The organism is Spirillospora sp. CA-128828 (assembly GCF_050945415.1).
In the GTDB taxonomy this organism is placed as follows: domain Bacteria; phylum Actinomycetota; class Actinomycetes; order Streptosporangiales; family Streptosporangiaceae; genus Spirillospora.
Map to the genome: position 1 here is coordinate 2,898,091 of NZ_CP191986.1, position 24,670 is coordinate 2,922,760.

A 24,670-nucleotide genomic window follows, 5' to 3' on the forward strand; every position below is an offset into this window, starting at 1 on the left:
CGCGGGGTGGCGCGCGTCACATTGTAAGCAAGCGCTTGTCCGGGCAGGGTCTACGGGTAGGACACGCTCCGCCAAGGGAGTCCCCGATGCCCTACGCCCTCCTCGCCCTCGGAATCCTCCTCGTCCTGGTCGCCGCCAACGCGCACGCTCCCCGGCACGATGCCGTGCTCGTCGCTCCGAGCTTCTTCCTCGGCTGGCTGACGATCGAGATGGCGCCGCATGTGCTCGTCCTCTGGGCCGCCGCCACGGCGACCGTCGCCTCCTTCGGAGGACTGGACGGCTGGGCCGGCTGGACCGGGCTCGCCTTGGCGATCCTCGGCATGGCTGGTGTCGCGGCCACTCTCGCCGCGTCGCACCGTACGGTCGTCACCTTGCGGGACAGTGGTGCCCCTCTCGACCTGGACCCGGAGGGCGGACCACGCTATCCGCGCTCACACCTGGTCGTACCGCAGCTGTGCCTGATACCGCGCAAGGGCGTGCGGGTCGAACGCAACATCGTGTACCGGGAGGACGGCCGGCTGCGCCTGAAGCTGGACGTCTTCCGTCCGGCGGGCGAGCGCTCCGGCGACCTGCGTCCCGGGCTCATGCAGATCCACGGTGGCGCCTGGGTCATCGGCGACAAACGCGAGCAGGGGCTGCCGCTCCTCAACCACATGGCCGTCCAGGGATGGGTCGGCTTCAACGTCAACTACCGGCTCAGTCCCCGCGCCACCTGGCCGGAACACTTGATCGACCTCAAGCATTTCGTCGCCTGGTACAAGGAGCACGCCGAGGAGTACGGGGCCGACCCCGACTTCCTGTGCGTGACAGGCGGCTCGGCCGGCGGGCACCTCACGGCGATGGTGGCGCTCACCGCGAACCTGCCGGAATTCCAGCCCGGCTTCGAAGACGCCGACACCAGCGTGCAAGGGGCCGTTCCGTTCTACGGCGTGTACAACCTCTTCGAGGCGGGACCTTGGCCTCGCCCCATGGGTGCCACGCATCTCCTGGAACGGATGGTGGTGAAGCAGCCCTTCGCGGAGAACCCGGAGGCGTACGCCAAGGCGTCCCCTGTCACGTACATCCGCGAGGACGCGCCGCCCTTCTTCGTCATTCACGGGAGCCGCGACTCGCTCATCCCAGTGGCGGAGGCACGCCGATTCGTGGCAGGCCTACGCGACGTCTCCACATCGCCGGTCATCTACGCCGAGATGAAGGGTGCCCAGCACGCATTCGACGTCTTCCCCTCCTACCGGACGGCCCGCGTCATCGAAGGCGTCGAGCGCTACTTGACGGGTCTGCACCGCCAGTACCGTCAGGGGGCCGCCCCTGCAGTCCCCGGCGAGGTCACACAGTCCTTGGGAGAACCGTCCGTCGGATAGCGTGGACGTGTGCGGCTCACAGTTTTCTGGGATCGGATGAATCAGCAGTTCGGCGAGCGCTACGCCGAGAGCGTGGCCAAGGACTACGTCATGGCCGAGTTGGACGGCCGCACCATCGAGCAGGCCCTCGCCGACGGCGAATCCGCCAAGAAGGTCTGGCAGGCCGTCGTTCACACCTTCGACGTCCCCTCCACCTTGCAGTAGGCGCGTCCGCTACAGCGGGATCCGGTGCGGGACGAACGACGACGTGTCGTCGGTGATGAGCCCGGAGGTCTCCCTGATGCCGATCCCGGCGGCCCCATCGTGGACCACCCACGCCCCCAGGACGGGATGCTCGCCGTCGAAGTCGGGCAGCGCGCAGAACTCCTGGAAGACGAACCCCTCCGCGCCGTAGTCGCCCTGGGTCCGCTGCTCGGAGCCGTCCGGCGTGACGATGCGCATGCTCGCCCCCTCCCGTCCGAGCAGCGGCTTCTGGACGTAGGAGGTCAGGTTCGACGGCGTGTTCAGGTACGTGGGCAGCAGATTGGGGTGCCCGGGGAACAGCTCCCACAGCAGGACGAGGAGCGCCTTGTTGGACAGCACCATCTTCCAGATCGGCTCGATCCACGATGTGGACGTGTTCGGGATGCTGCGCCCGAACGGCTCCGCGACGATCCACTCCCACGGGTAGAGCTTGCACAGCGTCCCGATCTCGCGCTCGTCCAGGTCGACGAACCGGCCGACGGCGGAGTCCCAGCCGATGTCCTCCATGGCTATCGCCACGCCCGGCAGGCCCGCCTCTTCAGCGGTCTCCTGCATGTAGGCGATCGTCATGACCTCCTCGCCGGTCTCGTCACCGGTCGTCCAGGCGAAGTGAACCGGCCCGCCGTTCACGGCGGGGACGATCTCCTTCCAGCGGGTCACGAGCCGTTCGTGGATGGAGTTCCACTGGTCGTCCCCAGGATGGGTGTCCTGCAGCCAGTACCACTGGACCACGGAACTCTCGACCAGAGCGGTCGGTGTATCGGCGTTGTACTCCAGGAGCTTGGCGTTGCCGTGGCCGTCATAGCGGAGGTCGAACCGGCCGTAGAGGTGCGGGTCACCGCGCCGCCACGACGCCTCGATGAGAGGCGCTACCCAGTCGGGGATGCCGAGGACGTGGTAGCGGCCAGTGGAGACGACGTGCTCCACCACCTCCAGGCACATCCGGTGCAGTTCCTCGACGACCCCTTCCAGGGCAAGGACCTCGTCCATTTCGAAGACGTAGTGCACGGACTCGTCCCAGTACGGCCGGGTCAGATGCTCGGGGTGCGCGGTGCGGTGGAAGGCCAGGCCATGCGCCTCGACCTTCTCCGCCCAGCCGTCACGCGGGGTGGAACGGACTCGGCGCATCGGTCAGCTCCCGCCCCGGCCGCCGCCGCCGAACCCGCCCCGGCTCAGCGTCCGCCCGCCACTGGACTTGATCTTTCCGTCGGGACGGTACCGGCTGCCGCCCGACACGAAGCCAGAGCTGTTCTTCCCGCCGTAGTACCAGAAGTAGCGCCCGTAGGAGGGGGAGCCGCTGTCGATGTCGCCGGTGTCGCAGTTGCCGTCCGGGACGACCTTGTAGCCGCTCTTGCCCTTGGCCGGCTCGTTCCGGTCGACGCACCTTGCCGTGGTCGAACCGGAACCGCAGGCGACGAGTGTCAACGACAGCGCGCTCACCATCCCCACCTTCACGGCGCGAGAGCTGAGCCGGCGAGTGGGCTCCTGTGGGGGCAAGGGAATTCGTCCTTCTCATGTGGGGGGCGAGCAACGGCCCAGGGCCATCGCTCATAAGACGACGAAAACCCTAATCCGGTTCGGTCGCACGCCACATCGCGCGGGGGCGTTCAGTCCGGCACGGGGAGATGCGCATAGAGGTCCATCGCGTCCACGGACGATGGCAGGTCGCTGACCTGGCCGTCGCCGACCTCCACGACACGCCAGGCGCCGTCCGTGCGGCGTGCCAGATCGGTGGTGATGAACCTGCAGCCCAGCACGCGGACGGCCGGGGCCACCGCGTCCAGGTCCGGATCGGGTTCCACGCCAGGGCTGTCCGGGTGCGGGCCCACCAGCACGGGCTCGCCGTCCACCCACCACACGCGTGCTTCGCCCTCACCGTCGTACTGCTCGAACTCGCGGACTACGAGACCGCCCGCCAGGTGGTCGTCCCGCAGCGCCACCATCTTCGCCGCGACGTCGTGCAGGCGTGGGAGGTTCTTCACGTCGGGGACGAAGCACGCCTCCTCCCACTCGTGCTTGCACGACTTCACGTAGTCCTTGACCACGCCGGGCCCGCTGCGCAGAGGCTTGACAAGTTCCCCCAGCTCGTTGAGGTCCCCGGGGTCCTGCCCGGTGCCGAGGGGACGCCACACGCTGTGCGGGGTCAACCCCGCGAACGTGTCGTGCCAGCCGGGCAGCTCATGCGCGCGGCGGTAGTCGTCCGGATGCGTGAGCAGGATCGTCCCGCGCTGCTTCAGGGCGGCGGCCATCGCGCCGTACTCGTCCGCCGAGACCATCCAGCCGCGATACCAGACGGGACCCAGGCCGGAGGGCACCGCCTCCACGGCGTCGCCCACGTCGCCGCGCCGCAGCGCGTCGTGGTCGATCAGGGCGATCTCGCCGTAATGGTCCCGCACGGCCGCGGCTTCACGGGCGAAGTGCGGGTCAACGCGCCGGGGATGGATCGGATCGACGCAGAAGAGGACGGTCAGCGTCATGATTGGAACCCTCCGTCGACGTCGCCAGCGTACGGGGTCGGGACCAGGGAGCGCACGGAGATTCCACCCCAAATCGAGGTACGAGACGATGATCGAACGGATGTTCGGTAAGCTGGTCGCGGCCGGCGGCGTCATCCACAATCCGCGCCGGGCTCGAAAAGTGTCGGTGGCCCGCCGTAACGTCGCCCTCGACATCGCAAACAGCGGCCGAGAGCCGACATCACGACCGTAAGGACATCTCAATGGCAGCGAACGACCGGGAGAAGGCTCTCGAGACCGCACTCGCCCAGATCGAGCGCCAGTTCGGCAAGGGATCGGTCATGCGGATGGGCGAGGAGGCGCGGGCGCCCGTCGAGGTGATCCCCACCGGCGCGATCGCCCTCGACATCGCGCTCGGCATCGGCGGTCTGCCCCGCGGCCGCGTCGTCGAGGTGTACGGCCCCGAGGGCTCCGGCAAGACCACCGTCGCACTCCACGCCGTGGCGAGCGTGCAGAAGAAGGGCGGCATCGCCGCGTTCGTCGACGCCGAGCACGCGCTCGACCCCGAGTACGCCGCCAAGCTCGGCGTCGACATCGACGCCCTGCTGGTCTCCCAGCCCGACACCGGCGAGCAGGCCCTGGAGATCACCGACATGCTGATCCGCTCCGGCGCGATCGACATCGTCGTCATCGACTCCGTCGCCGCGCTCGTTCCGCGCGCCGAGATCGAGGGCGAGATGGGCGACAGCCACGTCGGCCTCCAGGCCCGCCTCATGTCGCAGGCCCTGCGCAAGCTCACCGGCGCGATCAACCAGACCAAGACCACCGCCATCTTCATCAACCAGCTCCGCGAGAAGGTCGGCGTCATGTTCGGCTCCCCGGAGACGACCACCGGCGGCCGGGCGCTGAAGTTCTACGCCTCCGTCCGCCTCGACGTCCGCCGGATCGAGACCCTCAAGGACGGCACCGAGGCCGTCGGCAACCGCGTCCGCGTCAAGGTCGTCAAGAACAAGATGGCCCCGCCGTTCCGCGTCGCCGACTTCGACCTGCTCTACGGCCAGGGCATCAGCCGCGAGGGCGGCCTGATCGACCTCGGCGTGGAGCACGGCTTCGTCCGCAAGTCCGGCGCCTGGTACACCTACGACGGCGACCAGCTCGGCCAGGGCAAGGAGAACGCCCGCAACTTCCTCAAGGCCAACCCCGACATGGCCGACGGCATCGAGAAGAAGATCAAGGAGAAGCTGGGCATCGGCCCGAAGGTCGACAAGGAGGCCGAGCCCGCCGCCCCGGACGCCGCGCCCGAGCCTCCCGCGGCCGCCCCCGCCCCAGCCCCAGCCAAGAGCGCCGCCAGGAAGACCGCCAAGGCCAAGCCGGGTGATTCCTGACCGAGAATCCCCCGATAAGGGTGACTCTTGACGAAGAGTAAGCGATGATCTCGTATGCAGGGTGGCGGCGCCTTACCCGGCACCGCACGATCGGTGCACGGACCTTCCCCGATGGCGCCGCCGCTCCCACGGCCTCACCCGCCTGTGCCGGGCAGAGGCCGCCGCCCGCTCGCCCCGCGGGCGCTGAACGAAGCGGGGGCCCATGACGAGGGCCGCACGCGACGGCGGCGATGAGGGCACCCTCCCCGACCCCGAGGCGAAGGCTCGGGAGACCTGCCTGCGCCTGCTGTCCGCGTCGCCGCGCACACGCGCGCAACTGGCGGGCGCGCTGCGCCGCAGGAACATCCCCGACGAGGTCGCCGAACGGGTCCTCGGTCGTTTCACCGACGTCGGCCTCATCGACGACGAGGCGTTCGCCCAGGCATGGGTCCAGTCCCGGCACACCGGGCGCGGCCTCGCCAAGCGCGCCCTCGCCGCCGAACTCCGCCGCCGCGGCGTGGCCGACGACACCGTCAACGACGCCGTGGAGTCCCTCGACCCCGCTCAAGAGGAACGCACCGCCCGCGCTCTGGTGACCCGCAAGCTCCCCGCCACACGGGGTGCCGACCCCGCCAAGCGCATGCGCCGCCTGGTGGGCATGCTCGCCCGCAAGGGCTACCCGCCCGGCCTCGCCTACCGGGTCGTCAAGGAGGCCCTCGCAGAAGAGGGCGCCGATCTCGAAGCCGTCCCTGACCCCGCGGACCCCCTTGACTGACCCCGCGACCCACGCGCCCGGGGCGCGACACGCCGGGGTTGCGAGCCGGGTGACCGGGTGGTGATTTTTTTCCGGACTCTGACGCGGGCGCGATGTCGCAGGTCGCGGCGGGGGCGGACGGTCAGGGCGGGTGGTAAGGAAGGACTCACGTCGACGTTCGGTTAGTCCGGAATGCCCGTCGTTTGCTTGCTCATTACCTCTATGCCGCTTACCGTTACGGCAGTGAGGAGTTACTCCGCGTCTCGCGGATTGCCATACGACCGAGCACGTTCCAGCAGCTGAGAGGCATAAAGGACAGGTTCGTCGACCGGATTCGGCCGGATCGCCGGGGGCGCGCCACGCGCGGCCCCGTGATGTCGTGCATCCGAGCGCGAGTAAATCCTCGCTAGGCAGGGCCCCGCACTCCGGACGGGCCTGCGGCGAGGAAGGATCTGCCTCATGGAGAGCGTCCTGCTGGGTGCAGCGCTGCTGGTGACCCTGGTCGCTCTCGTGATCGTCATCCTGTGGCGTCCCGGCATGCCCGGCAAGGCCGCGGCGGAGATCGCCCGCGCGCAGAGCGAGGCCGACGAGATCAGGGCGAAGGCCGGGCAGGAGGCGCAGGACGTCCTGGAGGACGCCGAGCGGGAGGCGCAGCGGATCGCCGCCACCGCCCGCGCGGAACTCGACGCCGAGGGCCGCCTCCTCCGCGACGATCTCCGGACCGTCCGGGAGGACCTGGAGCGCCGGGAGGCGCGGCTCGCGGAGCGGGAGCAGCGGCTGGACGGCGAGGTGCGGCGCCTGGAGGAATGGCAGGGGCGGCTCGCCGAGACCAAGAAGTCGCTCGAAACCCGCAAGGAGGAGCTGGCCGGCGTCGCGGACGAGCGGCGCAAGGTCCTGGAGCAGGCGGCCGGGCTCACCGCGGAGCAGGCCAAGGGCGAGCTGGTCGCGGCGATCGAGAACCAGGCCAAGCGGGAGTCCATCCCGATCGTCCGCGAGATCGAGAACACGGCGCGGGCGGAGGGCGAGAAGCGCGCCCGCAAGATCGTGACGCTGGCGATCCAGCGGGTCGCGAGCGAGCAGACGGCCGAGTCGGTCGTGTCGGTGCTGCATCTGCCGAGCGATGAGATGAAGGGCCGCATCATCGGCCGCGAGGGGCGCAACATCCGCGCGTTCGAGACGACGACCGGCGTCAACCTGATCATCGACGACACGCCCGAGGCGGTGCTGCTGAGCTGTTTCGACCCGGTGCGGCGGGAGGTCGGGCGGCTCACGCTGGAGAAGCTCGTCCTCGACGGCCGCATCCATCCGCAGCGCATCGAGGAGATCTACGAGCGCAGCAAGAGCGACGTGGAGCAGCTGTGCGTCCGGGCCGGTGAGGACGCCCTGGTCGAGGTGGGCATCGCCGACATGCACCCGGAGCTGATCGCGCTGCTCGGGCAGCTGCGGTACCGGACGTCCTACGGGCAGAACGTGCTGAAGCACCTGATCGAGTCCGCGCACATCGCGGGGGTCATGGCGAGCGAGCTGCGGCTTCCGGTGGAGGTCGCCAAGCGGTGCACGCTCCTGCACGACATCGGCAAGGCGCTCACCCACGAGGTGGAGGGCAGCCACGCGCTGATCGGCGCCGAGATCGCCCGCCGCTACGGCGAGGACGAGGACGTCGTCCACGCGATCGAGGCGCATCACAACGAGGTCGAGGTCCGGACGGTCGAGGCCGTCCTCACTCAGGCCGCGGACGCCGTGAGCGGCAGCCGGCCGGGCGCGCGCAGGGAGTCCCTGGAGGCCTACGTCAAGCGGCTCGAACGGCTTGAGGAGATCGCCCGCGCCAAGCACGAGGGCGTGGAGAAGGTCTTCGCGATGCAGGCCGGACGCGAGATCCGCGTCATGGTCAAGCCCGAAGCGGTCGACGACATCCAGGCGCAGGTGATCGCCCGCGACATCGCCAAGCAGGTCGAGGACGAGCTGACCTACCCGGGCCAGATCCGCGTCACCGTCGTCCGCGAATCCCGGGCGATCGAGTTCGCCCGCTGAAGTTCAGGGACAGGACTGGCATTCGCCACCCCCCGCCGTGATGATCAAGGCACTCGCCGGCGGGAGGAGCGTCGTGAACAAGGTTTCCATGCTCGGGTGCGCGGTCGTCATGGGTGCGGCGCTCACCATCACAGGCATCGCCCAGGCCGCGCCCGACCGCGCGGCCGGGAAGCGGACGCACCCGGTGGTCGTCGGGCACCGCGGGTCGCCGGGGCAGGCGCCCGAGGAGACGCTCGCCTCCTACCGCGACGCGCTCCGCGACAAGGCGGACGTGCTGGAGGGCGACGTCCAGCTCACGTCCGACCGGCAGATCGTGCTCCTGCACGACGACACGCTCGCCAGGACGACCGACGTGGAGGAGGTCTACCCCGACCGGACGCCGTGGCGAGTCGGGCAGTTCACGCTGGCCGAGATCAAGCGCCTGGACGCCGGATCGTGGTTCGGCTCGCGGTACGCGGGCCAACGAGTGCCGACCCTGAAGGAGTTGCTGTCGGTCGTGGACAGGCGGACCGGTCTCAGCCTGGAGCTCAAGTCGCCGGCCAGCAGTCCGGGCGTGGCCACGCTGCTCGCCGGGGAGCTGAACGCGGCCGGGCTCACCGACGGGGCGACGCTGCGGTCCGGCGCCTACCGCGTGCAGGTCCATTCGCGGGACCAGGAGGTGCTCAGGGAGTTCCACGCGTCCGCGCCCAAGGTGCAGCTCTCCTACCTGACCGGCGGGCGGATGCTCGGCGACGAGGACCTGGCCGCACTGGCGGGCTGGACGGTCGGGGTGTACGCGCACCCGCGGGTGACCGGCGCGGCCGACGTCCGGCGCGCGCACGCCAAGGGGCTGAAGGTGTTCAGCGACCCGGTGGACGGCCCGGCCGAGGTCTCGATGGCCGCGAACCAGGGCTACGACTGGGTCACGTCGAACTTCCCGGCCACGGCCCGCCGGATCCTGGACGGCAGGACGCCGTTCGCCGCGGCGAACGGCGTCGTGGTCGACAGCGTCTTCCCCGACCCGGGCGGCGACGACGCCCAGCCGGAGAACAGCGAGCACGTGGTGCTGCGCAACACCACGTCCCGGCCGATCGAGGTGAGCGGCGGCTACCTGCGCGACCAGGCGAGCAACCTGATGAAGATCGGCCCCGGGTACGTGATCGGGCCCGGGAGCCTGCTGCGCGTCCACGTCGGCCCCGGCACGAACCGCCCGGACGCCTACTACAACGGCCTGACGGCCGGTTTCCTGAACAACACGTCAGGCGACACGGTGTCGTTCTTCGGGGCCGGCCACTCGCTGATCGACATCCACTCCTACATCGTCCCCTGATCCGGCGGTCAGCCGACCGTCAGGTTGATCGGCTCGACGCCGCGCGGCTCGAATCCGAGGGTCTGGCCGTAGAACGCCAGCTCCGCCTCCAGGCATCGGACGACGGTCGCCGCCTTCCGGAAGCCGTGGGACTCGCCCTCGAACGTGAGGTAGGCGTACGGCATCTTCTTCTCGGCCAGCGCATGCGCGAACCGTTCGGACTGGTCCGGCGGCACCACCGGGTCGTTGAGGCCCTGGAGGAGCAGGACGGGGCAGGCCGTCTCGCCCGCCCGGTTGAGCGGCGAACGCTCCTCGTAGGCGCGCTCGAAGCCGGGCAGCGGCCCGATCAGGCCGAACAGGTAGTGCGACTCGAAGTCGTGCGTGGCCTCGGCGAAGCTCTGCAGGTCGCTGATCCCGAAGTAGGACGTGGCGGCCTTGAACACGTCGGTCTGCGTGATCGACGCGAGCGTCGTCCAGCCGCCGGCGGAGCCGCCGCGGATGGCCAGCCGGGCGGGGTCGGCGATGCCGCCGTCCACGAGGGCCTGCGCGGCGGCGATGGCGTCCTCCACGTCGACGACGCCCCACTGGCGGCGCAGCCGCTCCCGGTAGGCGCGGCCGTAGCCGGCCGATCCGCCGTAGTTGACGTCGATCACGCCGATGCCGCGGCTGGTGAAATACGCACGTTCCAAATCGAGCACCGTGGACACCCGCCCCGTGGGCCCGCCGTGCACGAAGACCACGTACGGGGGCAGTTCCTTCTCCGGCCCGGCCGCCTCGGGGTTGGTCGGCGGGAACACGTAGGCGTGGACGGGCCGCCCGAACGGCCCTTCCAGGCGTTCGGCCCGCGGCCTGGACAGGTACGCGACATCCGGCAGTTCGGGCAGTTCCCGGCGCAGCCCCTCGACGCGCCCCGTGGTGGTGTCGACCCGCACGACCGAGGCCGGCAGGTCGGGGCCGCCCGCGATGCCCACGATCGTCGTGCCGTCCGTGGACAGCTGCGCCGCCCAGTGCTCGTACGGGACCTCCAGGTCGATGAGGTCGAGCGTCTCGGGGTCGTAGATGCCGAGCCGCATGTCGCCCTCACCGTGCAGGACGGCGAGGCGCCCGTCGCCGAGCAGCGCGTACGGCATGCCGCCGAGCTGCCACAGCGGCCCGGTGAACTCCTCCTCGGCCGGGTACAGCGCCTGCGGGGACTCGCCGTGCAGGCCGACCTGGTAGATGTTCCACCAGCCGGGCCAGTCGGAGATCACGTACAGGGACTCGTCGTCGCGCCACAGCGGCGACACCGCCGACTCGGTGAGGCCGCCCTTGACGGTCCGGGGCGCGACCGCCGCGCCGTCCTCGATCGCCGCCACGCGCAGCTCCGTGCCGTCCCACGGCATACGGGGGTGGTTCCACTGCACCCATGCCAGGTGCCCGCCACCGGGGGACGGCGCCGGGTTCGCGTAGAACTGGGCACCGGTGACGAGCTCGCGGATGGCGCCGGCGTCCCCGCCCGCGCTGCCGTCCAGCGGGACGGCGACAATCGCGCGCCGGATGCCCGCGGCGGCCTGCTCGCCCGCGGCCGGCTCCTCCCCGTCCCGCGCCGGTTCCGCGATGTGACCCTCGCACACGCACCAGATCTCAGTCCTGTCGGGGGACAGGACGTAGTCGGCGAACCGCAGCCCCGCCGGGACGGCCGGTTCCGGCGTCAGCGGGTACGGCTTCGGGTCGCCCTCGTCGAGCCGGTGGAGCCGCTGGTCCTCGTAGTTGGAGAACACGATCGACCAGCTCTTGCCGGTGCGGATGGGCAGGTACGACCGCCCGCCGTACTCGTGGACACGGGTACGGGCGTCCCACGGCGCCTGCAGCAGCTCCGTGCGCCGACCGCCGTTCAGGTGGACGACCGTGGTCCGGCCGCCCTCCTCGGGCCGGGTCTCCTGCCACCACACGTCATCGCCCGCGACGGTAGGGAAACTGAGGCGCAGCCGGGCGCGGGCGACATCGGCCGCAGAGATGGGTGAAGGCCATGAGCCGTAGGGGAGGGTCGCACGAGCGGTCATAACAGGAATCGTCCCGCATACGGGGATCGGTTGGGGCCATGACGGTCTGTTTGACGTCGGAAAGATACACGCAGGCCGTCCGGAAACCCGCCGGTGACGCCGAGGGTCGCCTCGTCCGGTAGCAGGGACGGCGAAGGGCGCCGCCGGAACCGGCGGCGCCCTTCGCGGCGGAACGGGTCCTCAGACCGGCTAGACGGTCTGCTGGGTGACCCCGACCCCGGGGACGGGAGGCGGCCCGCCCGTGGTCATGGTCTTGGCCTCGGTCTTGCGGCTGCGGCGGCTGCGGGCCTCCAGCCACGTCGCCACCCGGCTCAGCGACATGTTGATCGCGATGTAGATGATCGCGACGATGACGCCGGCCTGCAGGACGTTGTTGCTGTAGTTCGCCGGCACCTGCTTGAAGCCGGCCTGCAGGAACTCGCCGTAGGCGATGATGAACCCGAGCGCGGTGTCCTTGAGCAGGACGACGATCTGGCTCACGATCGCCGGCATCATCACCGTGATCGCCTGCGGCAGCAGGACCAGCCGCATCACGCCGTTCTTGCGGAGGCCGATGGAGTAGGCGGCCTCCGACTGGCCCTTCGGGATCGACAGGACGCCGGCCCGCACCACTTCGGCGAGCACCGAGCCGTTGTACATCGTCAGGCCGAACACCACCGCGGCGAAGGCCGGCACTGTGACCGTCCCGGCGTTGCTCTCCACCCCGAAGATCGAGAAGAAGTAGTCCACCGACATGCGCTGGAGCTGGCCGAACGGAGACTCGGCGATGGACGGGCTGATCTTGTTCGGGACGAAGAACGCCAGGAAGATCAGGATCAGCAGCGGGATGCCGCGGAAGAACTCGACCACCGCCCCGGCGGGGATCCGGATCCACCAGTGGTCCGAGAGCCGCGCGAGGCCGAACACGATGCCGAACAGCAGGGCCAGCACGGTCGCGACGGCGGCGGCCTTCAGGGTGTTCATCAGGCCGGGCAGGAGCAGGTGCCGCCAGACGGTCCACTCGGTGAACGGCGTCCACAGCTTCTCCTCGAACTGGCCCTTGTCGTTCAGGCGCCAGACGAGCGCGGCGAGGACGGCGGCGAGCACCACGGACACGATGACGGACAGCAGCGTGTTCCGCGCGCGCGCCCGCGGCCCGGGGACGTCGAAGAGAACGGTCGCTTCCTTGCTCATCGCGCCACCGCCATCCGCTTGGCCAGCCAGCCGAAGAAGTATCCGGTCGGCAGGGTGAGGATCAGGAAGCCGACGGCCACGCCGAGGAACAGCGGGATCACCCCGTTGGCGAACGTGGGCTTGTCGACGATGGTCTTGGTGACCAGCGCCACCTCCGCGTAGCTCGCCGCCGCGGCCACCGTCGTGTTCTTGATCATCGCGATGAAGACGCTGCCCAGCGGGGCGATGATCGCGCGGAACGCCTGCGGCAGGATGATCATCCGGAGCGACTGGGTGAAGGTCAGCCCGATCGAGCGCGCCGCCTCGGCCTGCCCCAGCGGGACGGTGTTGATCCCCGCGCGCAGGGTCTCGCAGACGAAGGCCCCGGTGTAGGCGGAGAGCCCGAAGACCGCCCACCAGTAGTAGGTGGTCGAGGAGTTCTCGGAGAACTTCAGCGCGAGGATGTCGTTGAGGCCCAGGCTGCACATCAGCAGCACCAGGGTCAGCGGCGTGTTCCGGACGATGTTGACGTAGCCCGTGCCGAAGGCGCGCAGCACGGGGACGGGTGCGACGCGGAAGCTCGCCAGCAGCGTTCCGATGATCAGCGAGAGCACGGCGGACGCCGCCGCCAGGCGGAGGGTCGCCCAGAAGCCCTGCATGATCTCGTTGAAGTTGTCGAAGAACGGGCTGAAGTCAAACATTGCTCAGCTGTTTCATTGCGTTCCTGCAGGGTCAGGGCCTGCCGGTGCGCCCCGGCGATTCGCGGGGCGCACCGGCGTGACGGGCGTCATGCGCGGCCTGAGATCAGGCGCAGCCTTCCATCTGCGGGACGGTCGTGACGAGCTTCAGCCCGGTGCCGGCGAAGTGCTTCTCCAGCAGGGTCTTGGCGGTGCCGTCGGAGTACATCGTGGTGATGGCCTTGTTGACGGCCTCACAGGTCTCGGTGTCGCCCTTCTTGATGCCGACGCCGTACTTCTCGTCGGTGAAGGGGTCGTTGATGACCTTGAAGGCGCCCTTCTGCTGGTTGGCGAACCCGGCGAGGATCAGGTCGTCGGTGCTGACCGCGTCCAGCGCCTTGGACTTCAGCTTGCTCACGCATTCGGAGTAGCTGCTGGCGTCGACCAGCGTGACGCCCTTGATGTTGAGCTTGCCGTCCGGCGGGCCCTCGGTGACGCGGCGGAAGGAGTTGGATCCGGCCGCCTTGCACAGCTTCTTGCCCTTGAGGTCCTGGGCCTTCTTGATGCTGGTGTCGTCAGCGCGGACCATGGTGTCCTGGTGGGCGACGTAGTACGGGCCGCCGAACGTCACCTGCGACTTGCGCGCGTCGGTGATGGAGTAGGTCGCGAAGATCAGGTCGACCTGGCCTCCGCCGAGGAACGACTCGCGGTTCGCGGACGTCGTCTCCTTGAACGTGATGCCGCTCTCGGGAACGCCGAGCGACTTGGCGACGTACTTGGCGACGTCCACGTCGAAGCCGTCGAAGGTGCCGTCCGGCTTCTTCAGGCCGAGCGCCGGCTGGTCGAACTTGATGCCGATGGTCAGCTTCTTGTCGTCCTTGGCCTTCTGGACGACCGTCTTGGCCTCGGTCTTCTCGGTGTCGCTGCCACACGCGCTGAGCGCCAGTGACAGCGCCATCCCCGCCCCGATCAGGGCGCCGAAACGACGTACTCGCATTTCTCGTCCTACCTCTGCTCTCTGCCGGAGCCCCGCGGCTCAGTGCGTGAGGATCTTGGAAAGGAAGTCCTTCGCGCGCTCGGTCCGCGCGTTGGTGAAGAATTCGTCGGGAGTGTTCTCCTCCACGATCTGGCCGTCCGCCATGAACACGACCTTCTGCGCGGCCCTGCGCGCGAACCCCATCTCGTGCGTGACGACGATCATCGTCATGCCCTCGCGGGCCAGGCCGGTCATGACGTCCAGGACCTCGTTGACCATCTCCGGGTCCAGTGCCGAGGTCGGCTCGTCGAAGAGCATCACCTTGGGCTTCATCGCGAGGGAGCGCGCGATGGCCGCTCGCTGCTGCTGCCCGCCGGACAGTTGCGCCGGGTACTTGTTCGCCTGGTTCGCGATGCCGACCCGGTCGAGCAGTTCCATCGCGTGCTTCTGCGACTCCTGCCTGCCCTGCCTGCGGACCTTCACCGGCCCGAGCGTGACGTTGTCCAGGATCGTCTTGTGGGCGAACAGGTTGAACGACTGGAAGACCATGCCGACGTCGGCGCGGAGCCTCGCCAGGTCCTTGCCCTCCTTGGGCAGTTCCTTGCCGTCCACGAGGATCTTGCCGTCGTCGATCGGCTCCAGCCGGTTGATCGACCGGCACAGGGTCGACTTGCCGCCCCCGGACGGGCCGATCACGACGACGACCTCGCCCGAGTCCACGGTGAGGTTGATGTCCTTGAGGACGTGCAGCTCGCCGAAGTGCTTGTTGACGTGCTCGACCACGACGAGGGGCCGGTCACCATCGGTGGCCGGCTCCGGGGTGGAGTCCTCCGGCCCGGTCTTGGTGAGGTCGGGCCCGCTTTCGCTGTCCGTCATGAGCCCGGACCCTATGTCATCGGCAGTACTGCGAAAGTTGCCGCGCGGTACCGATCCGATCACGAATACCCATGTCGGACGGGGTTCCGTCGTGGCGGAGAGTGATCATCCGTGCTGGACGCGGGGGTGCGGAACCCGTTCGGTCATATCACGGCGGAGCCGTACCCTTGGTGACTGTCATGAGTGCGCCAATGGAGACGGCTCACCGTACGTACGAGATCCGTACCTACGGGTGCCAGATGAACGTCCACGACTCCGAGCGGCTGTCCGGGCTCCTGGAGTCGGCCGGGTACGTCCGCGCGGAGGACGCCGAGCCCGATGTGGTGGTCTTCAACACCTGCGCGGTGCGGGAGAACGCCGACAACCGGCTGTACGGCAACCTCGGCCATCTGCGGCCCGTCAAGGACGGCCACCCGGGCATGCAGATCGCCGTCGGCGGCTGCCTGGCGCAGAAGGACCGCGAGGCCATCGTCGAACGCGCCCCCTGGGTGGACGTGGTGTTCGGCACCCACAACATCGGGTCGCTGCCCGCGCTGCTGGAACGTGCGCGCGTGCAGAGCGAGGCGCAGGTCGAGATCGAAGAGTCCCTGGTGACCTTCCCGTCGACGCTGCCGACGCGCCGCGAGTCCCCGTACGCCGCGTGGGTGTCGATCTCCGTGGGGTGCAACAACACCTGCACGTTCTGCATCGTCCCGTCCCTGCGCGGCAAGGAGAAGGACCGCCGCCCGGGGGAGATCCTCGCCGAGGTCGAGGCGCTGGTCGCCGAGGGCGTCCTGGAGATCACCCTGCTGGGGCAGAACGTGAACGCCTACGGTTCGGGCTTCGGAGCGCTGTCGGCGGCGCCGGACGAGGTCCGCGCCATGACCGCCGGAGGGCAGTCCGCCTTCGCCGGGCTGCTGCGCGCGTGCGGTGGCGTCGAGGGCCTGGAACGGGTCCGGTTCACCTCGCCGCACCCCAAGGACTTCACCGACGACCTCATCGCCGCTATGGCGGAGACGCCGAACGTGATGCCGTCGCTGCACATGCCGCTGCAGTCCGGGTCGGACGCGGTACTGCGCGCGATGCGCCGGTCGTACCGGCAGGAGCGCTACCTCGGCATCATCGAGAAGGTCCGGGCCGCGATCCCGGACGCGGCGATCACCACCGACATCATCGTGGGCTTCCCCGGCGAGACCGAGGCCGACTTCGAGGAGACCCTGCACGTCGTGCGGGAGGCCCGGTTCGCCTCGGCGTTCACCTTCCAGTACTCCAAGCGTCCCGGCACCCCGGCCGCGACCATGGACGGCCAGCTGCCGAAGGAGGTCGTCCAGGAGCGCTACGAGCGGCTCATCGCACTCCAGGAGGAGATCTCCTGGGCGGAGAACAAGAAGCAGCTCGGCCGCACGCTGGAGGTCCTGGTCGCGGAGGGCGAGGGCCGCAAGGACGAGGTGACCCGCCGGCTGTCGGGACGCGCGTCCGACAACCGCCTGGTCCACTTCGGCGCGCCCGCGGAGCCCGTCCGTCCCGGCGACATGGTCACCGTCGAGGTCACCTACGCCGCGCCGCACCACCTGGTCGCCGACAAGCCCGCGCCGGCCGTCCGCCGGACGCGGGCGGGAGACGCGTGGGAGGCCCGCCAAGGCCGGGACGACGGGCAGAAGGGCGTCTCGCTGGGCATGCCGTCGATCGGGCGGCCCGCCCAGTCCGCGGCGCCCGTGTCAGGCTGCTCGACCGGCCCCTGAACACCGGCGCCCTGAACACCGGCGCCCTGAACACCGGCGCGATCGGGCCGTGGCCTACCCCGTCTCGACGGGGCCGGGCCGGAACCGGCCCAGGCGAGATGCTGCGGCGGTGCCGCCTGTTCAGCGGCGACCGGCTCGCCGGCAGGGGGCCGTGCGGCGTCGGGCGCCTCGCGGCGGACCGGCCGGGAACCGGTGGGTCAGGTCGGCTGGCCCGGACCGGGCTGGCCGGGCTGGCCGCCTTCGCCGCCCTCGCGGTCGATGTAGTCGCCGGCCTTGTCCTGGACCTGGTCGACCCTGTCGGCGTGCTGGCCGCCGGTTCGCTCGTCGAACGTGTCCCCGGCCTTCTCCGTGCCCTTCTTGGCCTGGTCGGGGTGCTGCCCGAGCATCTGCTTGACCTTGTCGACGATGGACATGCGGTATCCCCCCGGATCCCTCGTCTCGTCCGTGGGCCGCGCGAGCTCGCGCGACGCCCGTACAACCCGGCTATACCCGTTCTGTTGCCACAATTAAGCCCGTGACCTCACCCAATGCGTCTCATGTCCCCGCTCCCGCGACTCCGCCGGTGATCGCGGTCGTCGGCGCCACGGCCGCCGGCAAGTCCGACCTGGCCGTCGAGCTGGCCCTCCGGCTGGGCGGCGAGGCGGTCAATGCCGACTCGATGCAGCTCTACCGCGGCATGGACATCGGAACGGCGAAGCTGACCGCGGAGGAGATGCGCGGGGTGCCGCACCATCTGCTGGACATCTGGGACGTGACCGCGACCGCCAGCGTCGCGGAGTACCAGCGGCTGAGCGCCGACGTGATCGCCGGCATCCATGGCAGAGGGCGGACTCCGGTGCTGGTGGGCGGCTCCGGGCTGTACGTGCGGGCGGCCCTCGACCACCTGGAGTTCCCGGGGACGGACCCGGCCGTCCGGGCCCGGCTGGAGGCGGAGCTGTCCGAGGCCGGGCCCGGTGCGCTGCACGAACGGCTTCGCGGCCTGGATCCGGCGGCCGCGGAGGCGATCCTGCCGAGCAACGGCCGCCGGATCGTCCGGGCCCTGGAGGTGATCGAGATATCCGGCCGCCCGTTCACCGCGACCCTGCCCGAGCACAGGTACCGCTACGACGCGGTCGTGCAGATCGGGCTGAGCCTCCCGCGGGCGGAACTGGACGAGCGCATCGCCCTGCGGGTGCGGCGGATGTGGGACGCGGGCCTGGTCGACGAGGTCCGGGGTCTGGAGAAGCGGGGCCTCAGGGACGGCCTGACCGCGGGCCGCGCCCTCGGCTACGCACAGGTGCTCCGGTTCCTGGCGGGGGAGTCGACTGAGGACGAGGCCAGGGAGGACACCGTCCGGACGACCCGGCGGTTCGCGCGGCGGCAGGAGTCGTGGTTCCGCCGGGACCCGCGCGTCCGGTGGCTACCCCACGATGATCCTGACCTGGTCGATCACGCGCTGGCCCTGGTCGGCTGACCGAGGCCGCGAACCCGTGGGCCGGGCCGTACGGCAGTGGCCGCGTGGTTCCGAATCCCCTTCTCACCAGGGCCTGCGCGCTCCCCGGGGCGGTCCCGGCCCGAACGGGACAACGGTCCCTCTCCAACGGGACCTTCCGCCGCATAACTTCTCTCTTGCACACCCTCTGGTGAATGGCCCGTATGGACCGGGATGGGAGCCCCGGAGCCGTACGGAGCCTGAGGGCCGGTGGCGACCTTCTTGGCGGGGGGCGGTCACCGGCCCTCCCACCGGGAGGGCGGCGCCTCAGGGATGGACGCCGTTGACCGGCAGCCTGGCGCGGACCAGCGTCCCGCCCTTCGGGCCGGGCCCCACCGTGCAGGATCCGCCCAGTTCGGCCGCGCGCTCGCGCATGGACGACATGCCGATGCCGGAGCGCACATGGTCGGGCAGCCCCACACCGTCGTCGCCGACCGTGACGTGCAGATCGCCGTTCAGGTACAGCCGCACCTCGGCGCAGCCGGCGTTGGCGTGCCGGTGGACGTTCGTGAGCGCCTCCTGGACGATCCGGTACGCGGCGACCTCGGCGGCGGCGGGGAGCCGTTTCAGGTCGCCTTCCACGTGCACGTCCACCTGAGGGCCGTCACCCGTGGCGACGACGCCGCCGAGCGCCTGGATCGCGCCCTCCAGCCCGAGATCGTCCAGTGCCGGGGGGCGCAGGCCGTACACGAGCTCCCGGATGTCGCCGATGGTGCGGCCCATGGTGGCGCGCAGTTCCTCCAGCAGCCCGTCGACCGCCTCGGGGTCGGTCTTCAGCGTGATGCGGGCGGCGTCCACCGTCATGGCGAGGCTGGCCAGGGTCGGGCCGAGCCCGTCGTGCAGGTCGCGGCGGAGCCGGCGCCGCTCCTCCTCCCGGGTGCGCAGGATGTGCTCGCGGGACCGCTGGACGTCCGCGGCGAGCCGCGCCGCGTTCGCCAGCTCGGCGAGGTTCCGGGCCAGGATGCCGGACAGCCGCGTGTCGGGGGTGCGGGTGACGCCGAACAGCAGCCGGCCCACCGGCTCCCCGTGCCACACCAGCGGGATCAGCTGCGGCCGCTCGCCGAGCACGCCGTCCTCCGCCGAGATCGTCCGGCCGTCGCGGTCCAGCACCTCGATCGCGACACCGCTCGCGTGCAGGGCCGAGCGCGCCACCTCGGCGGCGACGGCGAGCGCGGCCCCCGGGTTCGCGGCGGTCTGCAGCCGCCGGTTGAGGCGGTCGGCGATTCGGTACGGGTCGCGCTCGCCGTGGATGAACCCGTCCACCGTGCGCTGCAGCCGCCGCCGGACGGGTTCGAACACCGCGCCCGCGACGATGGCCCCGGCGAGCCCGGCGAGGGTGCCCTTTCCGTGCGCCAGCAGGCTCGCGGTGCCGACGAGCGCGAAGTAGACGCCGGTGATGACGACGACGAGCCCGGCGTAGACCAGCGTCCGGCTGACCACGAGGTCGATGTCGTACAGCCGGTAGCGGGTGATCGCGATCGCGATGCAGATCGGGACGGCGACGATGGTGATGTCGCGCACCGGGTCGCCGATGGGGCTGTTCTCGCCGACGAAGATGATGGCCTCCGCGACGATGCCCGGATAGACCACCCAGCCGATCTGCCGCCGGACGTCCGGCGGTGACTGCACGAACCGGACCGCCACCGAGAACAGGCCCGCGGCCAGGGTGCCGATGATGACCGCGCTGATCGGCACCGGGATGCGGTCGAACGAGTAGACCGAGACGCCGTTGTGCCAGCGGCGCACGTCCGGGTCGATCGTCAGGTGGACGCAGACGATCACCGGGACGAGGCAGGCGAGCACGAGCACCGGGCGGAACCAGCGCGACACGAGCCGGCCGTCCGGGAAGATCAACGGCAGGATCAGTGTCAGGGCGTAGGTGTCAATGGCCCACAGCCAGGTCCCGAGCCACGTGACGAACCCGGTTCCGGGCCAGTGGTGGAGCTCGAACCACGGGCCGAGGTTGAGCGTCAGGACGTACACCGAGGCGCTGAAACCGGCGCCGACCATGAGCCAGGCGACCCTCAGCCCCGGCCGGTGCCGCAGCAGGACGGCGCCAACGGGCGTCCAGGCGAGCGCGATCAGGATCTCCGGGTGCCACCACACCATGCGCAGGTCGGAGGGCATCCGGCCGCCGATGACGAGCGACGCGGTGACGGAGGCGAGCGCGGCGAGCGCGAGCAGGACGCCCAGGCGTCCCGCCCCGCGGTCCTGCTCTTCCGTCTCCATGAAGCCGCTCCCCGCCCCAAAGTAATGGAATGTTAAAACGTCCTGCTCCCTGTCCCGCAGACAAAAGGGCGTCCGCCTCAGGACACCGGGATCGGGTTAGGCGGAGACTGGCCCGGTCACCGTGCATGGGGGCGTGCCGTGATGGTAACCGCGGAATCCGGCGAGGAGAACGGAAGCCGCAGGTCAGACTTGTCCGGCGGGGCCGCCTGGCGGCGGGGGCGCGGCGCGCCGCGGCCGTCCGCCGGACGCCCGGCCGGCACGGCGCGGGCGGCGTGGCCGAGCTCCGACAGGGGCGGGCTCGGGCCGCCGCCGGCGCCGGCCGGGGCGGCGGAGCAGGCTCCGGGGACGCTCCCGCGCCCTTCGGTGGCCGGGCGGCCGGGTCAGGCCCGCAGAGTCAACATGCTGTCGCGGGTCAGTGCCTTGATCCCGCGCCGCAGCTCCTCGGGGGAGAAGTCCTTGATGATGAGGCGCTGTATCAGGAACCCCGGCAGGATGGCGAAAAGCGTCTTGCCGACGGCCACGACGTCGGTGTCGGGCGGCAGCAGGCCGGTGTCGACGAGCCGGCGCAGGTAGAACGTCCAGGTGCCGCGGAGGGCCGTGACGTTGTCGGCGACGTATTTGGCGAGCTCCGGGTCGTGAAGGGCGAGCGCCCATGCCTCGGGGGCGAGCCGGATCGGGCCGTTCTCGCCGGACAGCGCGACCACCCTGGAGCTGAGCCGCTCGATCATCTCGTCCAGCGGAAGCAGGGGATCGCCGTGGACGAGGCCGGCGAAGAACGTGTGGAGATCGCCGATCACCGTCGCGATGTTCGCCTCGATGATCTCGTTCTTGCTCTTGAAGTACCGGTAGACGGCACCTGCCGAGAGACCGGCCTCGGCGAAGATGTCCTGCATGGACGTGTCGTGGATGCCCTTGCGGATGAAGCAGGCGCGGGCCGCGTCCACGATCTGGCGGCGGCGGCGCTCCAGATGCTCCTCGCTCACTCTTGGCATGCGGCCAATATAAAACGAACGTTCGTTTCTTGACAAGCTCGGAGAGACGGTGCCACGGTGGAGGTGTAAAAGAGAACGGACATTCGTTTTTGGAGGCGACCATGCGGTCCTCCCTCGCAGCTCGCACGGCGGCCGTCGCCGTCGCCGCCGCGCTGCTCCAGCTCGTCATGATCACCGCTTTCTCCTGGCCTGCGGCGCGCACGGCCCCTCGCGACGTGCCGATCGTCGTGACCGGCCCGGGTGCCGCCGCGGTGGCGGACCGGCTGGACATGGAGCACCCGGGCGCCTACGACGCCCGGACGCGCCCCGACGAGGCCGCCGCGCGCGCCGCGCTCGAAGATCGCGAAGCGTACGGCGCCATCGTCACCGCGCCGTCCGGCCCGAAGGTGCTCACCGCCTCCGCCGCCTCGCCGGTGATCGCCCAGCAGCTCGGCGCGATGGCGGCGCGGCTCGGACCGGGCGGCGCCGCCCCGGCACCCGTCCAGGACGTGGTCGCGACCGATCCCGGCGACCCGCGCGGGGCGGGCTTCGGCGCCCTCGCGCTGCCGCTGATCATGTCCGGGATCGCCGCCGCGGTGCTGCTGACGTTCGCCATCCGGTCCGCCGCGTGGCGGGCCGCCGGCGTGGTGCTCTTCGCCGCGCTGGGCGGGCTCGGCGCCGCGGGGATCGCGCAGGGCTGGCTGTCGCTGCTGCCCGGCTCCTACCTGACGCTCGCCGGCGTCATGTCGCTGACCGTCCTCGCGGTGACCGGCACGGTCGCCGGACTGGCCGCAGCCATCGGGCGCGCCGGGATCGGCGTCGGCTCGCTCACGCTGCTGCTGCTCGGCAACCCGCTGTCGGGCGCCACGTCGGCGCCGGAGTTGTTGCCGCAGCCGTGGGGCGCCATCGGCCAGTTCCTGCCGCCGGGGGCGTCGGCCACCCTCCTGCGGTCGGCGGCGTTCTTCGACGGCGCGGGCGGTGCCCGGGCACTGTCCGTGCTGGTCGCCTGGGCCGTCGCGGGGCTCCTCCTCCTGGCGGTCGGTGGCCTGCGCGCACGGGACAGGGAGCCGGCGCCCAGCCGTGAGCCGGCCCTTGCATGACGGCCGCTTGGGTGACTCTCGGCATTCTCCCTGCGCGAAACGTGATCACTCAATAGCATTCTGTGACTCTTGAGTGGTCGCGAAGGGGGAGACGGTTGGCGGTGTTCCTGCTGCGGCGCCTGGCTCACCACCTGGTGCTGGTCGCCGCGGCCGCGAGCCTCGGCTACCTGCTCGCCGCCGCCGCACTCGATCCGCGCGCCGGCTTCGAGGACCGCGCGCCTCGCCCGCCAGATGCCGTGATCGACGCCCGCCTCAGTGCGCTCAACCTCAACGACCGGGTGCCCTTGGCCGACCGATACCTCACCTGGGCAGACGGTGTCCTGCACGGCGATTTCGGCCGGACGTGGGATGGCGTGCCGGTCAACGGCGAGCTGTGGCGTCGTCTCGGCGTGAGCCTGCGGCTGGTCGCCCCAGGGGCCGTCCTCGGCGGCGTCCTGGGTGTCGCGCTCGGCGCCTTTGCCGCCGCCCGGTGCGGGCGGGCGGCCGATCGGCTCATCTCGCTCGGCTCCTTTCTGCTGCTCGCCACCCCGGTTTTCGTCCTGGCCGTCCTGTTGCAGATCGCCGCGACCGGGGCCAACGACGCCATGGGCGCCCGGGTCTTCGTGTGGGTTGGGGAGTCCACGCCGGAGGTCTCCGGGTTCGGCGCGCTCACGGACCGGGCGCGTCACCTGCTGCTCCCGTCGGCCACGATCATGCTCGCGCAACTCGCCCTCTACTGCCGTTACCAGCGCGGCCTGATGCTGGACGTCCTGAACGCCGCCTTCGTGCGGACCGCACGCGCCAAGGGCCTCCCGCGGCGCCGCGCGCTGCTGCGGCACGGGCTCCGCACGGCGCTGATCCCGCTGACGACCTACTTCTCCTATGCCTCCGGCCTCCTGCTCCTCGGCGCCGTGTTCACCGAGAAGATCTTCGGCTGGCACGGGCTCGGCGAATGGCTCGTCGACTCCGTGACGCGCGGCGACGTCAACGCGGTGGCGGCGATCGACTGCGTCGCCGCCTGCACGGTCCTGCTGGCCGGACTGACCGCGGACGCCCTGAACCTTGTCCTCGATCCTCGTATCCGCACGGGAGCGCCGGTTCCGGGACTTGCGTCATGAGTGCGGCACGAGCGTCGCTTCGGAGGCTGGGCGGAAGCCCGCGCGGGACGGCCGGGGCGGTTCTCTTCGGGGCGCTGGTGCTGCTGGCGTTCGCGGGGCCGTTCGTTTCCCCGTGGAGGTGGGACGAGACGGACTTCGAGGCGTTCCGGCAGGGGCCGTCCGTGCGGCACTGGCTCGGGACGACCCAGACCGGGCGGGACGTCCTCGCCCTCACCCTGCGCGGAGCCGGGAAGTCGTTGCTGATCGGGTCCTTCGCCGCCGTTCTCGCGACCGGGCTCGCCGCAGTCGCCGGGACCGTGGCCGGATTCGCGGGCGGACGGGCCGACCGGACGCTGATGTGGGGCGCCGACCTGCTGCTGGTGCTGCCGTCCTTCCTCGTCTTCCTCGTTCTGGTGCCCCGGCTGGGCGGTGGGTGGCCGGTGCTCGTGCCGCTTCTGGCCGCGTTCATGTGGATGGTGACCGCGCGGACGGTTCGGGCGATGACGGTCTCGCTGCGGGAGCGCGAGTACGTGCTCGCCGCGCGGTTCCTCGGTATGAGCACGCCGCGGGTGATCGTCCGGCATCTGCTGCCGCAGCTGGCCTCGCTGCTGGCCGTGGACGCGAGCCTCAACGTCGGCGTCGCGATCGTCGCCGAGAGCGGGCTGTCCTGTCTCGGGTTCGGGGTGCGGCCGCCGGACGTCTCGCTCGGGACGCTCATCGCAGACGGCCAGGGCGCCGCGTGTCCGTGGGCGTTCGGGGCCGGTGCCGGGCTGCTCGTCCTGATCGTGCTCGCGGTGAACCTGCTCGGCGACGGGTTGCGGGACGTCCTCGCCCGGGAGGACGGGCCTTGACGGTTCTGCAGGCCGCCGACCTCACGGTCGC

The 24,670-nt window shown here is 70.6% G+C and carries 22 protein-coding genes; 11 read left to right on the forward strand and 11 right to left on the reverse strand.

Annotation, left to right across the window (positions count from 1 at the left end; all coding sequences use genetic code 11):
• Positions 1-86 precede the first annotated feature (86 nt).
• Positions 87-1,361 carry an alpha/beta hydrolase fold domain-containing protein gene (locus ACQPXG_RS14485; protein WP_433468186.1) on the forward strand — a complete coding sequence of 425 codons (1,275 nt, stop codon included), beginning with the start codon at positions 87-89 and terminating at the stop codon, positions 1,359-1,361.
• 9 nt (positions 1,362-1,370) lie between these two features.
• Positions 1,371-1,565: a DUF3046 domain-containing protein gene (locus ACQPXG_RS14490; RefSeq protein ID WP_433468187.1), complete on the forward strand. Its 195-nt coding sequence runs from the start codon at positions 1,371-1,373 to the stop codon at positions 1,563-1,565.
• Positions 1,566-1,574: 9 nt separating this feature from the next.
• Here the strand turns inward: ACQPXG_RS14490 and ACQPXG_RS14495 are convergent, their stop codons facing one another.
• From ACQPXG_RS14495 to ACQPXG_RS14505, 3 genes are all read right to left on the reverse strand, one after another.
• A complete protein-coding gene (locus ACQPXG_RS14495; RefSeq protein ID WP_433468188.1) occupies positions 1,575-2,732 on the reverse strand; it encodes a glutathionylspermidine synthase family protein in 1,158 nt (385 codons plus the stop codon).
• 3 nt (positions 2,733-2,735) lie between these two features.
• Positions 2,736-3,047, reverse strand: a complete 312-nt coding sequence (locus tag ACQPXG_RS14500; RefSeq protein ID WP_433468189.1) for a hypothetical protein — start codon at positions 3,045-3,047, stop codon at positions 2,736-2,738.
• Positions 3,048-3,211: 164 nt separating this feature from the next.
• The gene (locus ACQPXG_RS14505; protein ID WP_433468190.1) at positions 3,212-4,081 is read right to left on the reverse strand and encodes an ATP-grasp domain-containing protein; all 870 of its coding nucleotides are present in this window, start codon (positions 4,079-4,081) and stop codon (positions 3,212-3,214) included.
• A gap of 242 nt (positions 4,082-4,323) precedes the next feature.
• On the opposite strand from ACQPXG_RS14505, the gene recA reads away from it, so the two are divergent.
• From recA to ACQPXG_RS14525, 4 genes are all read left to right on the forward strand, one after another.
• Complete coding sequence (gene recA, locus ACQPXG_RS14510) at positions 4,324-5,445, forward strand: recombinase RecA (RefSeq protein ID WP_433468191.1); 1,122 nt, start codon at positions 4,324-4,326, stop codon at positions 5,443-5,445.
• A gap of 202 nt (positions 5,446-5,647) precedes the next feature.
• Complete coding sequence (locus ACQPXG_RS14515; protein WP_433468192.1) at positions 5,648-6,199, forward strand: regulatory protein RecX; 552 nt, start codon at positions 5,648-5,650, stop codon at positions 6,197-6,199.
• A gap of 450 nt (positions 6,200-6,649) precedes the next feature.
• Positions 6,650-8,209: a ribonuclease Y gene (rny, locus tag ACQPXG_RS14520; protein WP_433469966.1), complete on the forward strand. Its 1,560-nt coding sequence runs from the start codon at positions 6,650-6,652 to the stop codon at positions 8,207-8,209.
• Between the two features lie 73 nt (positions 8,210-8,282).
• Positions 8,283-9,518, forward strand: a complete 1,236-nt coding sequence (locus ACQPXG_RS14525) for a glycerophosphodiester phosphodiesterase family protein (protein WP_433468193.1) — start codon at positions 8,283-8,285, stop codon at positions 9,516-9,518.
• Positions 9,519-9,526: 8 nt separating this feature from the next.
• On the opposite strand, the gene ACQPXG_RS14530 is transcribed toward ACQPXG_RS14525, so the two are convergent.
• The 5 genes from ACQPXG_RS14530 to ACQPXG_RS14550 all read right to left on the reverse strand — a co-directional run bounded on the left by ACQPXG_RS14530 (position 9,527) and on the right by ACQPXG_RS14550 (position 15,220).
• Positions 9,527-11,539, reverse strand: a complete 2,013-nt coding sequence (locus ACQPXG_RS14530; RefSeq protein ID WP_433468194.1) for a prolyl oligopeptidase family serine peptidase — start codon at positions 11,537-11,539, stop codon at positions 9,527-9,529.
• A 189-nt stretch (positions 11,540-11,728) separates the two neighbouring features.
• Positions 11,729-12,712 (reverse strand): amino acid ABC transporter permease, encoded by a 984-nt coding sequence (locus ACQPXG_RS14535; RefSeq protein ID WP_433468195.1) that lies wholly within the window; start codon positions 12,710-12,712, stop codon positions 11,729-11,731.
• Positions 12,709-13,392 (reverse strand): amino acid ABC transporter permease, encoded by a 684-nt coding sequence (locus tag ACQPXG_RS14540; RefSeq protein WP_433468196.1) that lies wholly within the window; start codon positions 13,390-13,392, stop codon positions 12,709-12,711. Before ACQPXG_RS14540 ends, ACQPXG_RS14535 begins: the two co-directional genes overlap by 4 nt.
• A gap of 103 nt (positions 13,393-13,495) precedes the next feature.
• Positions 13,496-14,365 (reverse strand): glutamate ABC transporter substrate-binding protein, encoded by an 870-nt coding sequence (locus ACQPXG_RS14545; RefSeq protein ID WP_433468197.1) that lies wholly within the window; start codon positions 14,363-14,365, stop codon positions 13,496-13,498.
• 39 nt (positions 14,366-14,404) lie between these two features.
• The gene (locus ACQPXG_RS14550; RefSeq protein ID WP_433468198.1) at positions 14,405-15,220 is read right to left on the reverse strand and encodes an amino acid ABC transporter ATP-binding protein; all 816 of its coding nucleotides are present in this window, start codon (positions 15,218-15,220) and stop codon (positions 14,405-14,407) included.
• A gap of 191 nt (positions 15,221-15,411) precedes the next feature.
• Between ACQPXG_RS14550 and miaB the strand changes: the two genes are divergently transcribed.
• Positions 15,412-16,941: a tRNA (N6-isopentenyl adenosine(37)-C2)-methylthiotransferase MiaB gene (miaB, locus tag ACQPXG_RS14555; protein ID WP_433468199.1), complete on the forward strand. Its 1,530-nt coding sequence runs from the start codon at positions 15,412-15,414 to the stop codon at positions 16,939-16,941.
• Between the two features lie 197 nt (positions 16,942-17,138).
• Here miaB and ACQPXG_RS14560 read toward each other — a convergent pair whose 3' ends face one another.
• On the reverse strand, positions 17,139-17,354 hold the full coding sequence (locus ACQPXG_RS14560) for an antitoxin (protein ID WP_433468200.1): 216 nt from the start codon (positions 17,352-17,354) through the stop codon (positions 17,139-17,141).
• Positions 17,355-17,503: 149 nt separating this feature from the next.
• Here ACQPXG_RS14560 and miaA point away from each other — a divergent pair, with 149 nt between their 5' ends.
• Positions 17,504-18,394 carry a tRNA (adenosine(37)-N6)-dimethylallyltransferase MiaA gene (gene miaA / locus ACQPXG_RS14565; RefSeq protein WP_433469967.1) on the forward strand — a complete coding sequence of 297 codons (891 nt, stop codon included), beginning with the start codon at positions 17,504-17,506 and terminating at the stop codon, positions 18,392-18,394.
• Between the two features lie 285 nt (positions 18,395-18,679).
• On the opposite strand, the gene ACQPXG_RS14570 is transcribed toward miaA, so the two are convergent.
• Both ACQPXG_RS14570 and ACQPXG_RS14575 read right to left on the reverse strand, forming a co-directional pair.
• Positions 18,680-20,641 (reverse strand): histidine kinase, encoded by a 1,962-nt coding sequence (locus ACQPXG_RS14570; protein ID WP_433468201.1) that lies wholly within the window; start codon positions 20,639-20,641, stop codon positions 18,680-18,682.
• Positions 20,642-21,021: 380 nt separating this feature from the next.
• Complete coding sequence (locus ACQPXG_RS14575; RefSeq protein ID WP_433468202.1) at positions 21,022-21,633, reverse strand: TetR/AcrR family transcriptional regulator; 612 nt, start codon at positions 21,631-21,633, stop codon at positions 21,022-21,024.
• A gap of 101 nt (positions 21,634-21,734) precedes the next feature.
• On the opposite strand from ACQPXG_RS14575, the gene ACQPXG_RS14580 reads away from it, so the two are divergent.
• The 3 genes from ACQPXG_RS14580 (at position 21,735) to ACQPXG_RS14590 (ending at position 24,639) form a co-directional block, all read left to right on the forward strand.
• Positions 21,735-22,712: a hypothetical protein gene (locus ACQPXG_RS14580; protein WP_433468203.1), complete on the forward strand. Its 978-nt coding sequence runs from the start codon at positions 21,735-21,737 to the stop codon at positions 22,710-22,712.
• Between the two features lie 101 nt (positions 22,713-22,813).
• Positions 22,814-23,809, forward strand: coding sequence for an ABC transporter permease (locus ACQPXG_RS14585; protein ID WP_433469968.1), 996 nt, complete (start codon positions 22,814-22,816; stop codon positions 23,807-23,809).
• Complete coding sequence (locus ACQPXG_RS14590; RefSeq protein ID WP_433468204.1) at positions 23,806-24,639, forward strand: ABC transporter permease; 834 nt, start codon at positions 23,806-23,808, stop codon at positions 24,637-24,639. Before ACQPXG_RS14585 ends, ACQPXG_RS14590 begins: the two co-directional genes overlap by 4 nt.
• The last annotated feature ends 31 nt before the right edge of the window (positions 24,640-24,670 follow it).

Excerpts from the sequence above, each read along its gene's own strand:
- ACQPXG_RS14485 (WP_433468186.1), top strand. The coding sequence starts at position 87 with ATGCCCTACGCCCTCCTCGCCCTCGGAATCCTCCTCGTCCTGGTCGCC.
- ACQPXG_RS14495 (WP_433468188.1), bottom strand. The coding sequence starts at position 2,732 with ATGCGCCGAGTCCGTTCCACCCCGCGTGACGGCTGGGCGGAGAAGGTC.
- ACQPXG_RS14500 (WP_433468189.1), bottom strand. The coding sequence starts at position 3,047 with ATGGTGAGCGCGCTGTCGTTGACACTCGTCGCCTGCGGTTCCGGTTCG.
- ACQPXG_RS14505 (WP_433468190.1), bottom strand. The coding sequence starts at position 4,081 with ATGACGCTGACCGTCCTCTTCTGCGTCGATCCGATCCATCCCCGGCGC.
- recA (WP_433468191.1), top strand. The coding sequence starts at position 4,324 with ATGGCAGCGAACGACCGGGAGAAGGCTCTCGAGACCGCACTCGCCCAG.
- ACQPXG_RS14515 (WP_433468192.1), top strand. The coding sequence starts at position 5,648 with ATGACGAGGGCCGCACGCGACGGCGGCGATGAGGGCACCCTCCCCGAC.
- ACQPXG_RS14530 (WP_433468194.1), bottom strand. The coding sequence starts at position 11,539 with ATGACCGCTCGTGCGACCCTCCCCTACGGCTCATGGCCTTCACCCATC.
- ACQPXG_RS14535 (WP_433468195.1), bottom strand. The coding sequence starts at position 12,712 with ATGAGCAAGGAAGCGACCGTTCTCTTCGACGTCCCCGGGCCGCGGGCG.
- ACQPXG_RS14540 (WP_433468196.1), bottom strand. The coding sequence starts at position 13,392 with ATGTTTGACTTCAGCCCGTTCTTCGACAACTTCAACGAGATCATGCAG.
- ACQPXG_RS14545 (WP_433468197.1), bottom strand. The coding sequence starts at position 14,365 with ATGCGAGTACGTCGTTTCGGCGCCCTGATCGGGGCGGGGATGGCGCTG.
- ACQPXG_RS14550 (WP_433468198.1), bottom strand. The coding sequence starts at position 15,220 with ATGACGGACAGCGAAAGCGGGCCCGACCTCACCAAGACCGGGCCGGAG.
- miaB (WP_433468199.1), top strand. The coding sequence starts at position 15,412 with ATGGAGACGGCTCACCGTACGTACGAGATCCGTACCTACGGGTGCCAG.
- ACQPXG_RS14560 (WP_433468200.1), bottom strand. The coding sequence starts at position 17,354 with ATGTCCATCGTCGACAAGGTCAAGCAGATGCTCGGGCAGCACCCCGAC.
- ACQPXG_RS14570 (WP_433468201.1), bottom strand. The coding sequence starts at position 20,641 with ATGGAGACGGAAGAGCAGGACCGCGGGGCGGGACGCCTGGGCGTCCTG.
- ACQPXG_RS14575 (WP_433468202.1), bottom strand. The coding sequence starts at position 21,633 with ATGCCAAGAGTGAGCGAGGAGCATCTGGAGCGCCGCCGCCGCCAGATC.
- ACQPXG_RS14580 (WP_433468203.1), top strand. The coding sequence starts at position 21,735 with ATGCGGTCCTCCCTCGCAGCTCGCACGGCGGCCGTCGCCGTCGCCGCC.
- ACQPXG_RS14590 (WP_433468204.1), top strand. The coding sequence starts at position 23,806 with ATGAGTGCGGCACGAGCGTCGCTTCGGAGGCTGGGCGGAAGCCCGCGC.